The organism is Micropruina sp. (assembly GCF_047606365.1).
Classification (GTDB): domain Bacteria; phylum Actinomycetota; class Actinomycetes; order Propionibacteriales; family Propionibacteriaceae; genus Micropruina.
Map to the genome: position 1 here is coordinate 58883 of NZ_JASGEN010000007.1, position 11309 is coordinate 70191.

Here is an 11309-nt window from a genome sequence, read left to right on the forward strand (position 1 = left end):
CGCTTACGCCTCGCCGTACTTCTCACGGGGATTGATCAGCGGGTAGCCGGGGGCCACCGGGACGGCGATGCCCTCGTCGAAGATCTGCTGCCGACGGAGGCGTCCGGACGCCTCGTCGTGCTGCTGCAGCAGCTCGATGATGTTGCCGTCGGGGTCGGCGACGTAGACCTGCTCGACGAAGTCGTCGCGGACCCGGAAGCCGCCGACCCGGTCCTCACCCCGTGCCTGCACCTTGGCCAGCAGCGGACGCCAGTCGTCGACCATGATCGCGACGTGGTGGACGAGGCCGGTCTGCAGTTCGTCGACCTCCCAGTTCGGGGCGTTGTCGCGCAGCCGTCCGGGGGTCTTCTCCTGGACGACGTGGATCTCCGCCTCGCCCAGCCGGAAGTAGGCGCCGTGGAAGACGAAGTCGGTCGGCCGGTGGATCTCTTCGAAGCCCAGAACGTCGACGTAGAACTCGCGGGTCTTCTCCAGATCGGAGACGACAAACGCCGAATGATGGATGAATGCAGCGGGTTTCGTCATCGAAAGCTCCCCTTGGTCGGTGTGGTTCCGGATCGAGAGGGTGATCCGGCGAACGCAGAGGGTAGCGGCTAGTCGCGGGCCACCGGCGTGGAGGTGTCGGCCGAACGGGCGGCGCCGATGCTGGCGAAGATCACGCAGGCCATCGCCGCACACTCCACGATGCTGAGGTTCTCTCCCAGCAACACAAGGGCGAACAGTGCCGCGGCCGCCGGCTCGAGACTCATCAGAATGCCGAACAGTCCGGGTCTCATCCGGCGCAACGCGACCATCTCAAATCCGTACGGAATCACCGACGACAACAACCCGACCGCCAGGGCGACACCGAGCACATGCGGGCTGAACACCGGATCGCCGAACATCAGCGCCGCCGGCGCCAGCAGCACCGCGCCGACCACGCTGGCGACGGTGACGCCGGAGACGCCCTCGAAGTGGCGTCCGGTCGGTCCGGCGAGCAGGATGTAGCCGGCCCACAGGGCGCCGGCCAGCACTGCCAGGCCCAGTCCGACCCAGTCGGCCTCGACCGGTTGCAGGCCGAGCAGAGCGACGCCGAGCCCGGCCAGGCCGACCCAGATCAGGTCGCGCGGACGCCGCGAGCCGGCCACCGCGACGGCCAGCGGTCCGAGGAACTCCACGGTGACCGCGACCCCGATCGGGATCCGCGCGAAGCTGGCGTAGATGGCCCAGTTCATCCCGGCCAGCGCCAGCCCGTAGCCGAGCACGATCACCCATTCCCGCGGACGGCGTCCGCGCAGCCGGGGCCGGGCGAAGGTGAGGAAGATCAGGCTCGCGAAGCAGAGCCGCAGCCAGGCCGTCGCGGTCGGCGTGCTGAGCGCGAACAGGTCCTTCGCGAACGAGGCGCCCAGCTGCACCGAGGCGATCCCGAACAGCACCAGCCACACGGGGTCGATCCGGGTCAGGGCGCTGCGCACCACCGGACTATAGACCTCCGCAGCTTGTCAGCCGGCGCTGGCCAGCCAGGCCCGTCCGGTGCCGCTCAGGCTCACGTCGGCCTCGGACGCCGGAATGAACACCGCCTGCCCGCGCTCCAGGGTGACGGACGCCTCGGCGCCGGTGAGCGTCACCGCGCCACGTTCGACCAGCAGGATCGCCGGCCCGCCATGCAACTGCTCGGTGCTGTCGGCCAGATCCACGACGGTGAGTTCGAAGGGCGCCGGCGGCGCGTACACCGTCACGTTGTCGGTCGGACGGCCGGGTGCCAGCAGGGCCGGCTCGCCCTGGTCGAAGGACAGCACCCGGAGCAGTTCGCCGGTGTCGACGTGCTTGGGGGTCAGGCCGCCGCGCAGCACGTTGTCGCTGGCGGTCATCAGTTCGATGCCGACGCCGCGCAGGTAGGCGTGCAGGACGCCGGCAGCGGCGAACATGCACTCCCCCGGCCGCAGCGCGATCCGGTTGAGCAGCGCGGCGACCACCACGCCGGGGTCGCCCGGGTAGTGTTCCGCGAGTTCGATGACGGTGCGGAAGGTGGCCGCGCTGACAGTACCTGCGGCGGCGGCCGAGCCGGCCAGGGCGATCACCTCGGAGACGCACTCGGCAGCCGACGCCTCGCCGGACAGCAGCCAGTCGACCACCGGCTCCATCGCGGTGGGATCAGCCAGCAGCTCGAGCAGTTGGGCAAGACCCGGGCTCGGCTGCGGCGCCAGCGCGGTGAGGTCGGCAGCGAAGGCAGCCACTTCGGTGCTGGGCCGGAAGCCGCACAGCCCCTCGAACTCGGTGACGGCCACGATGATCTCGGGCTTGGGGAAGGGGTCCTTGTAGGAGCGGCTGAACGCGTCGACCGCGATGCCGCGGGCCACCTCGTCGGCGTAGCCGTGCTCGGCCTGCTCCGGGCTGGGATGCACCTGCAGCGACAGCGGCGTCCGGGCGGCCAGCACCTTGAGCAGGATCGGCAGCTCGGTGGCGTCCGGGTCGCCGAGCAGCAATTCCGGCTCGGCGGCGACCCAGTCGCGCAGCGTCGCGTGGCCGGGTTCGCTGGGCGGGAAGGTGCGCGAGGTCAGGCTGGGCGAGCCGGGATGGGTACCGAACCACAGCTCGGCCTCGGGTTCCCCGCTCGGCTGGTGCCCGGTGAAGTCGGCGATGCCGTCGTAGGAACCCCACGCATAGAGCCGCGGCGTATTCACAAGCTCGATGAACAACGAAGTCCTACCCTCCTCAATCGATTTAGGATACCGTGTCGCCATGACGGCTGCATTGGCTATCGACCTCGGCGGAACCAAGGTCGAGGCGGCGCTCATCGACACCGACGGCACCATTATCGAGGGCACCCGCGGCCGTGCCGCAATGGGTTCCACCGGTGCGTCGACTCCGGACGCCGCGGCGGCTTCGATCGCCTCTGCGCTGCGGCCGGCACTCGACTCGCCGCACTGGTCGGACGTCTCCGCCGCCGGCATCGGTTCGGCCGGCCCGTTGAACCTGCCGCTCGGCGCGATCTCGCCGATCAACCTGACCGGCCTGCGTGACTTCCCGATCGTCGACGTGGTGCGTGAGGCGTCCGGGCTGGACGACGTCCGGCTGCGTCTCGACGGCACCTGCATCGCGCTGGCCGAGTTGTGGCTGGGCGCGGCACGCGGCGTCAGCAACGCCATGGTCTTCGTCGTCTCCACCGGTGTGGGTGGCGGCATCATCTCCGACGGTCGGGTGATCGCCGGGGCCACCGGCAACGCCGGGCATCTCGGCCAGGTCATCGTCGACCGGGTCGAGGGCTCGGCGGCCGCGGCGACCGTCGAAGAGCTGTCGTCCGGGCCGCACACCGTGACCTGGGCACGCGCCCAGGGATGGGCCGGGTCGGACGGCGAAGAGCTGGCCGCAGCCTACGCCGCCGGCGATCCGATCGCGGTCGCCGCCGTGGTGCGGTCCGCCACCTTCATCGGCACCGGCGTGGTGAACGCCGCCACCCTGCTCGACCTGGAGTTGGCCGTGGTCGGCGGCGGCTTCTCGCTGGTCGCCGACGACTACGTCGATCACATCCGCGCGGCGGTGGATTCTCGCGCGGTGAACGCGTTCGCCCGCGCCGTCCGGGTCGAGCGGGCGTCCCTGGCCGGCGACGCCCCGCTGATCGGCGCTGCCGCCCTGGTGCACCGCTCCGACCTGCTGGTCTGACCCACCGCCTCGTCATCCCTCGGACGCCGTCTCGTCATCCCGGGCTTGCCCCGGGATCTCCGTCCGGATCGAGATCGAAGAACTCGAGCTGCCGTAGCCGCAGCGGGGCTGTCACCCGGACTCGCCAGTAGCGACTCGATACCGGTGTGGCTAGCTGAAATGGGGTCGTCCGGTTAGCTGGCAGCAGCTCGTGGTGCGTGGCGGGAGCCTCCTGCCAGACCAGGCCGTCCTCGCTGTGCTCGATCACGAAAACGTCGGAGTCGGTCGCGTCCAGGCTTGTCACCGTGAGGTCGGTCACCCGCTTCGGAGCGCCGAAGTCCTGACCGACCCAGTCACCGGGCGCCAGCAGGCGGCAGCCGTCCGGATCGGCGCCGTCGTCGAAGACAACCTGAGCATTCACACCGGAGTTCGCGAGGGCGAACTCGGGATGACACAGATCCGGTTGCCACTCCTTGACGGTGACCGGCGGCGCCTGCCAGAGCGGTGCGTCGATTGGCGGTTCATCGACCAGGTCGATCTCCAGCAGCCCCGGTTCGGCGAGCTCAGCGGGGGTGAGCCGGGGTCGGATAAGGACACGCCCGTTCCAGGAGGCGGCCGCCAGGTACGACGCGTCCGGTGACTCGCGGTTCACCCGCACCCGTAGCGGCCCGATGTCACGGCGCAGGGTGACGTCGTCGACCAGCGGCGTCCCGATCACCAGCTCCGCCGAGCCGGGATCGAGCGGGTAGAGGCCGAGCAGCGCCCATAGCCACCAGCCGCTCATCTCGCCGTTGTCCTCGTCGCCGGGGAAGCCCTGGCCGATGTGACCGCCGGCGAACAGCCGTCCGGCCAGTTCCCGCGCCAGTGGTGCGGCGCGCCAGGGCTGATCGGTGTGCAGGTACATGAACGGCAGGTGGTGCGCGGGCTGGTTCGACAGCGCGCACATGCCCGAGCGCTGCGCCCTCGCCTCGACCTGCTCGTGCACCACCTGGTCAGGGTGGTACGGCGCCACGATCGTCTCCGGCTCGGCGAACAGCCGGTCCAGATGCTCCCGCAATGCCGCCGGCCCACCGAACAGCTCCGCCAGGCCGGCGCCGTCGTGCACCGCGGAGGCCGACATGCCCCAGGCGTTGGTCTCGACGTAGTCACCGCCCCAGACCGCGGGATCGAAGCCAGCAGCGTCTCGACCAGCGGCGGAACGGCCGCGGAAGAAGCCGGTCTCCGGATCGAACAGCTGCCGGTAGCTCAACGAACGATTGGCGAAGTAGCGGGCATGCGCGCGGTAGCGCTCGGCTTCCGACGCCGATTCGGCAAGCAGTTCGGCGAACCGGCCCAGCGCCGCGTCCCCGATCGCGGCCTCGATCGTCCAGGACAGCCCGGCATGGATTTCACGTGGAACATGGCCGGTGAACCGCGCGGAGGCCGTTCCGGCGCGTCCGGTCCGGGCGTCCGGGCTGGGTTCGCAGGCGTTGCGCCAACCCGATTCGTAGGCCAGCTCACGGTCGAACCCGCCGACACCGAGCCGGGCCGCCTGGGCGTACACCTGGTCGCTGGAGGTGCCGACCATGCAATCGATGTAGCCGGGACCGCTCCATCGCGCCGTCCAACCGCCGCGGCGGACCTGTTCCAGCTGCCCGTCCAGCAGTTCCCCAGTGCCGTCGGCGTCCAGCAGGGCGAGCAGCGGCCAGACGGTGCGGTAGGTGTCCCAGTAGCCGTTGTTCACCACCAGCCGACCTGACGCGATCGGGGCTCCGGTGACCTCCTCGCCGTGCGGTTCAGCGCGGGTGAAGACGTCGGCGAAGCGCCACTCGGGTGCGTCAGCGGTCCCGGCGTTCTCGGATGCGGTGTTCGGGTAGAGGTTCAGCCGGTACAGCGCGTGCGCGAGTCTGGCGCGCAGTTCGCGATGCGCCAGGGCGTACCGATCATCGGCGGGCGCCGGCAGTTCGACGGCGCCGCAGATCGCGTCCCAGCGAGCCCGGCTCGCCGGCACCAACTCGTCGAAGCCGGACGTCCAGGGCGCCTCCAGTGCGAAGGTGCGACGCGCCTGATCGGTCGAGAGGAAGGATGTCGCGACCCTCAGCTCCAGCTGGCCGGGTGCCATCACCCCCAGACCGTACGGCTCGCCGGAGGTCTCCACCGCGGCACGTTCCGCGGTCTCGCCGTAGACGTACATTCGGGGCGCGTTGCCCCAGGCGGCGTCCGGACGTTCGCCGATCCAGCCGTGGACCATCACTCTGCCGTCCGGGAGCGACTCCAGCACCAGCGAGCCGTCGCCCTGCGGCCAGCCGACCAGCAGACCTGCCCAGGCACTACGTACCCGCACCGCGACCACCGCAGCCGTACTGGTGCCCTCGACCTCGATGCCCTCGATCAACGTCGCGGCGTACCGGTGCGGCTGGGCCAGCTCGGTGCCCGGCACGATGTGCCCGCCGTGACCGGACGGTCCACCCGAGGCGGGCAGGTACGGCAGGAACTGCAGCACCCCGTGATCCCCGATCCATGGGCTCGGCTGATGCGAGGTCTGCAGTGCCGCCAGCCGGCGTCCGGCCGGTTCGTCGTGGACGCCCCAGCGGTACGGCCAGCGGGTGTCGGCGGCGTCCGTGGCCGGGGTGAGGAAGACGAAGCCGCGCGGGTGCGCGACGGCGGGAAGCGTGTTCCCGCGGGAGAACCGGGCGCCCGCATGGGTGCCGCGCCGGGTGTCGACCCATTCGGCCGGGGAGCCCCGAAGTGCCTCGGCTCGCCGCACCACCACCTCGACCCAGCCCGTCGCCAGCTCAGCGGCGGCGGCATCACCGACCAGCGACTCGTCGCCGAGCACCACCTCGATCGCGCTGATCCGGCGTCCGGCCCAGGGGGCGAGCGAGACGGTGTCGGCGTTCCATTGCTGCGGCATGCTCCAGCGCGCCGCGAACTGATCGGACGGCGTGACCGGGAAGCCGTACCGGTCGGCGGCTTCCCCACGATCCGGGAGGCCGTCGGACAGTCTGGAGCCGTCGTCGAAGACCACGTCCGGGCAGACCGCCAGGGATGCCCACGGCGCCTGCAGGGCGGCGGCGTCGTCGGCGTAGAAGGCCCAGTGCAGTTCGGTGTCGGCGGTAACGGAGTGGTCGGCTGCGGGATGGGTCTCGACAAGCTCGACCGGCGACGGGGTGTCGACCAGCGAGCTCCCGGCGTCCGCCGGAATGACGAGGTCCATCGGGATGACGGCGATGCCGTCCGCAGGTCGGTAGGAGAAGGAGAACACCTCGCCCCCGAGCACTCCTGCTCGGGGGCGAGACGATGGTGGATCCGGCGGGCCCGGATCGGGCGCGATGGCCGGAGTCATCACTGTGCGGTCATCCCTTGATCGCGCCCTCCTCGACACCGGCGAAGAAGTGCCGCTGCATCACCGAGAACAGGATCACGATCGGAATCAGCGCGATCATCGTGCCGGCCGCGACCAGGCGCGGATCGGCGAAGTTGCCGCTGAGGAACGCCATACCGACCGTCAGGGTGTACTTGGCGGGATCGGTCAACACGATCAGCGGCCACAGGAAGTCGTCCCAGGCGCCGATGAACGAGAAGATCGCCACCACGCTGACCATGCCCTTGATGTTCGGCCACACCATGTGACGGATGCGTTGCCACGTGGTCGCACCGTCGATGGTGGCCGCGTCGAGCATGTCCTTCGGAATGGCCCGGCAGGCCGTGGTGATCAGCAGCACGTTCATCGCCCCGACCGCGCCCGGCAGGAACACGCCCCACAGGGTGTCGGCCAGGCCGAACGCCTTGATGGTCAGGAACTGGCTGGTGATCGTGACCTCACCGGGCAGCAGCATCGTCGACAGCAGGATGCCCATCACGATCTTCTTGCCCTTGAAATCCATGCAGCCCAGCGCGTAGCCGCCGAAGGTGGCGAATGCCGCGTTGGTGATCACCGTGCCGACCGCCACCAGCAGCGAGTGCCAGGCGTACAGGTAGACCGGAATGAAGTCGGTCACCCGCACGTAGTTCTGGAACGTCAGATCCTGCGGAATCAGGCTGGGCGGGAAGTTGTAGATGTCCTCCGCGGGGCCCTTCAGCGAGGTGGACAGCTGGAAGATCAGCGGACCCACCACGATCACCGTCACCAGCGCGAGCAGGACGTAACGGAAGATCAGGCCACCGAGGGTGGGCTTGAGGAAGTCGCTGGAACCCTTGCGCCGGTAGGCGGGCTCCTTGTACTTCTTGGTCTTGACGGCCCGCGCGGCGACCTCGATCGACTGCGGGGTTTCTTCCACCGTTGTGGTCATCTCAGGCCTTCGCTTCCTTCTCGCGGTTCATCCAGGCGATCGCCAGCAGCGGCAGTGCCGTGATCAGGAACAGCACGACGCTGAGCGCCGAGGCGTAGCCGACGTTGCCGGTGAGACCCGAGCCGATCGTCTTGATCAGCATCACGATCGACATGGACTGACCACCGGGGCCGCCGGTGCCGTTGGACAGCACCTGCAGCTCGGTGAAGACGCGCAGTGCCGAGACGGCGACCAGCGCCATGATCAGCACCATCGCGCCGCGGACCGCCGGAATGGTGACGGTCAGGAAGCGCTGGAAGGTGCCCGCCCCGTCCAGCGCGGCCGCCTCGTGCAGCTCCTTGTTGGAGTTACCCAGCGCGGCCAGATAGACCACCATGTAGTACCCGAGACCCTTCCAGACCGTCAGCAGAATGGCGCAGATCAGCAGCCACCACCGATCGACCAGGAACGGAATGGGGTTGTCCACGACGCCCATCGCCTCCAGCGCCCCGTTGATCAGGCCCTTGGTGTCGAACAGCCAGGTCCAGATCAGTGCGACCACGACCACCGAGGCGATCACCGGGAAGTAGAAGGTGGTACGGAAGAAGGTGATCCAGGGGATCGTCTTCTCCACCAGCAACGCGAGCAGCAGCGGCAGGATCGTCAACAGCGGAATGCACACCACCATGTAGATCAAGCTCGTCGTCAACGCGTAACCGAACTGCTCGTCGGACCCGATGCGGGCGTAGTTCTCCAGACCCACGAACCGCCCGGCTTGCAGCGGTCGCGCGTTGGTGAAGCTCAGCACGACAGTGTTGAAGAACGGCCACAGGCCGAACACCAGCACCCAGATCACGCCTGGCGCCGCCAGCAGCCACGGGGTGAACCACTTATGCGACTTCATCGCTCCTCCTTACTTCCCGGGATCGCTCAGCGAAACAGGATCAGACCTTGTTCTGGTTGGCGTACTTGACGATCTTGTCGAGCGCCTCCTGGGAGCTGATCTCACCCTTGAGGGCGAGGGCCAGCTGCTGGTCCATGTAGGTCTTCATGGCGCTGGTCCACTGCACCGGGGTGAGCACCCGGGCGGTCTTCATGGACTCCACCACGATGCCGATGGCCTTGAGCTGCAGCTCGTCCTTGATGCCTTCGGTCAGCGAGGCGACGTCGGCGCTGCCCTCGACGGTGCCGGGCATGAAGCCGACGGCGATCTTGCAGAACGCCACCTGGTTGGCCGTGTTGGTCAGGTACTTCGCGAAGGCGATCGCGGCGTCCTTGTTGGTCGAGTTGGCCGCCACCGAGACACCCTGCACGAACAGCGGCGCGTCGCCGATGCGCGGCGTGGCGATGACACCCTTGCGGATGGTCGGTGCGTTCTTCTCCAGGTCGCCGGCGAAGGTCGAGGTCGCGGTGGTGAAGCCCACCTTGCCCGCCTTGAAGCCGTCGGCGTTGCCGCCGAAGTCACCGGTCAGCGCCTCTGGCGGAACCCCGCCCGCCTTGTAGGCGTCGCGGAACTGATCGACGATCGCAGCGGCCTGCGGGGTGTTGAAGGTGAAGTCACCCGCGTCGTTGATCACCGGGATGCCACTGGAGGCGAACAGATCGACCGTCGGCATCGACGAGAGGATCGGCAGCTTGCCCTTGGACTCCTCGCCGACCTTCTTGGCCAGCTCGATCAGCTGCTCGTTGGTGGTGGGCAGATTGTTGGTGTCGACCCCGTACTTCTTCAGCTCGGTGCCGTTCCACCAGCTGAGGTCGGTGCCCAGGTACCAGGGCAGGCCGAAGGTGCCGGTCAGGCCCGGGTAGGAGTACGCCTGCCAGGCGCCGGGAACGTAGGTGGCGGCCAGCGACGGGTCGGCCGCGTTGACGTCGAGCAGCACTCCGGCCTTGGCCAGCGGGAACGCGATGTCCGGCGGCAGGTTCACCACGTCGGGCAGCGAGTTGGAGTTGGCTTGGGCCAGCACCTTCTCCTGGTAGCCCTCGCCGGGCTGGTCGAGCCACTCGACCTTGACGCCGGTCTCCTTCTCGAAGTCAGCGATGAGCTTCTCGAAGTAGGGGCTGAACGTCTCGTTCTTCAACGACCAGCTCTGGAATTTCACGGTGCCGGAGAGCGCGCCGCCACTGCTGCTGGGCTGAGCCGGTGCCGGGGCACCACCACCCGTGCAAGCGGTCAGAGCGAGTGCGGCCGATGCCACCAGGGTGACGAGTCCGGTGAAGCGTCTCATCATGCCTCCTCTTGTATGTGCAGGCCGCCCAAGCGACGGCGCATGGTGGCGTGGAAGCTACTACAACGATTGAGTTGAGTGCAAGACATGGCCCACCGATCGGGCCAGGGCGAATCAACTGCCGGGCAGGCTCCGGCGTGCCACAGAGGGCGAAGGTCAGGACGCCGGGGGCGCCGTGGACTCGCGGGGCACCACGCTGGCGACGACCGCCGGCTCGTCGGCCGGTTCGCGATCGAGCAGTCGCAGCATGCCGGTCGCGGCCTGGCGACCCAATGCCGCAGCGTCCCGATTCAGCGCGGTGAGCGTCGGGTGCAGCACCCGACAGGTTGCCGAGTCTTCCCAGGACAACACCGAAACATCGCCCGGAACAGCGAATCCCAACTCGCTCAAAGTGGCCATTCCGGCGATGGCCATCACCTCGCTGTCGAAAATCAGCGCGGTCGGTCCCTTGGGCGACGACATGAGTTTCCGGGTGGCTTCCTTGGCCTGTTGCGGCACGAAGTCTGCCGCCAGGGTGATGCCCCAGATACCCGATTCAAGGGTGTAGTCGGTGAAAGCAGCAATGCGCCGGCGAATATGGGCGAAGCTCTGGTCGCCGGTGATGTAACCGATGCGCTGATGCCCCAGGGCGAGCAGGTGGTCGAACACCACCCGCATGAATTGCCCGTCGTCGGTGCGGACACTGGTCAACGCCGCGCCGTCCTGGTCGCCGCCGACGATCACCGCAGGCAGGCCCAGTTCGAGTAGGGCGGCCACCCGTGGGTCGTCCACCCGCGGGTCGAGGACGAGGATGCCGTCCACCCGACCGTCGGCGATCCAGTCGGCATGGATGGCGGTCTCGGAGGCCAGGTCGGTGGCCATCTGCAACTGCAGCGAATAGCCCCGCTGACTCAGCACCGACTGGACACCGGCGAGGAATTTGGTGAAGAAGACTTCTTCGCCGACCACCTCTTCGGGTCTGGTCAGCACCAGTCCGATGGAATGCGGGCTCTGGCCGCGCAACGTTTTCGCGGCGTGATTCGGACGCCAGCGCATCTCGTCGGCGATCCTGAGGATGCGGGCCCGGGTGATATCGGAAACGCCCGGTTTGCCGTTGATTGCGAGCGAAACGGCGCCGCTGGTGACACCCGCCCGACGGGCGATGTCAGAAATCGTGACGCGGCCGGAACGGGGAATGCCCGCCTCTCTGGCCGCCATTGCTCCGCCTCCCGGT

At 68.5% G+C, this 11309-nt stretch carries 9 protein-coding genes; 1 reads left to right on the forward strand and 8 read right to left on the reverse strand.

Going from position 1 to position 11309, the window contains the following annotated elements; translation table 11 throughout:
* Positions 1-3: 3 nt before the first annotated feature.
* The 3 genes from QM624_RS01310 to manA all read right to left on the reverse strand — a co-directional run bounded on the left by QM624_RS01310 (position 4) and on the right by manA (position 2678).
* On the reverse strand, positions 4-525 hold the full coding sequence (locus tag QM624_RS01310; RefSeq protein WP_415088281.1) for a VOC family protein: 522 nt from the start codon (positions 523-525) through the stop codon (positions 4-6).
* A gap of 68 nt (positions 526-593) precedes the next feature.
* Positions 594-1454 carry an EamA family transporter gene (locus QM624_RS01315; RefSeq protein WP_415088282.1) on the reverse strand — a complete coding sequence of 287 codons (861 nt, stop codon included), beginning with the start codon at positions 1452-1454 and terminating at the stop codon, positions 594-596.
* Positions 1455-1481: 27 nt separating this feature from the next.
* A complete protein-coding gene (gene manA / locus QM624_RS01320; RefSeq protein WP_415088283.1) occupies positions 1482-2678 on the reverse strand; it encodes a mannose-6-phosphate isomerase, class I in 1197 nt (398 codons plus the stop codon).
* Positions 2679-2721: 43 nt separating this feature from the next.
* Here manA and QM624_RS01325 point away from each other — a divergent pair, with 43 nt between their 5' ends.
* Positions 2722-3642 (forward strand): ROK family protein, encoded by a 921-nt coding sequence (locus QM624_RS01325; RefSeq protein ID WP_415088284.1) that lies wholly within the window; start codon positions 2722-2724, stop codon positions 3640-3642.
* Between the two features lie 34 nt (positions 3643-3676).
* Here the strand turns inward: QM624_RS01325 and QM624_RS01330 are convergent, their stop codons facing one another.
* The 5 genes from QM624_RS01330 to QM624_RS01350 all read right to left on the reverse strand — a co-directional run bounded on the left by QM624_RS01330 (position 3677) and on the right by QM624_RS01350 (position 11293).
* Positions 3677-6865 carry a glycoside hydrolase domain-containing protein gene (locus tag QM624_RS01330; RefSeq protein WP_415088285.1) on the reverse strand — a complete coding sequence of 1063 codons (3189 nt, stop codon included), beginning with the start codon at positions 6863-6865 and terminating at the stop codon, positions 3677-3679.
* Between the two features lie 91 nt (positions 6866-6956).
* Entirely contained in the window at positions 6957-7892 is a 936-nt protein-coding gene (locus tag QM624_RS01335) for a carbohydrate ABC transporter permease (protein WP_415088286.1), read from the reverse strand.
* 1 nt (position 7893) lies between these two features.
* Positions 7894-8775, reverse strand: coding sequence for a carbohydrate ABC transporter permease (locus tag QM624_RS01340; RefSeq protein WP_415088287.1), 882 nt, complete (start codon positions 8773-8775; stop codon positions 7894-7896).
* Between the two features lie 40 nt (positions 8776-8815).
* Positions 8816-10096: an ABC transporter substrate-binding protein gene (locus tag QM624_RS01345; protein ID WP_415088288.1), complete on the reverse strand. Its 1281-nt coding sequence runs from the start codon at positions 10094-10096 to the stop codon at positions 8816-8818.
* A 156-nt stretch (positions 10097-10252) separates the two neighbouring features.
* Complete coding sequence (locus QM624_RS01350; RefSeq protein WP_298134485.1) at positions 10253-11293, reverse strand: LacI family DNA-binding transcriptional regulator; 1041 nt, start codon at positions 11291-11293, stop codon at positions 10253-10255.
* Between the last annotated feature and the right edge of the window lie 16 nt (positions 11294-11309).

Coding starts and splice junctions, on each gene's coding strand:
- QM624_RS01310 (WP_415088281.1), bottom strand. CDS start 525: ATGACGAAACCCGCTGCATTCATCCATCATTCGGCGTTTGTCGTCTCC.
- QM624_RS01325 (WP_415088284.1), top strand. CDS start 2,722: ATGACGGCTGCATTGGCTATCGACCTCGGCGGAACCAAGGTCGAGGCG.
- QM624_RS01335 (WP_415088286.1), bottom strand. CDS start 7,892: ATGACCACAACGGTGGAAGAAACCCCGCAGTCGATCGAGGTCGCCGCG.
- QM624_RS01340 (WP_415088287.1), bottom strand. CDS start 8,775: ATGAAGTCGCATAAGTGGTTCACCCCGTGGCTGCTGGCGGCGCCAGGC.
- QM624_RS01345 (WP_415088288.1), bottom strand. CDS start 10,096: ATGAGACGCTTCACCGGACTCGTCACCCTGGTGGCATCGGCCGCACTC.
- QM624_RS01350 (WP_298134485.1), bottom strand. CDS start 11,293: ATGGCGGCCAGAGAGGCGGGCATTCCCCGTTCCGGCCGCGTCACGATT.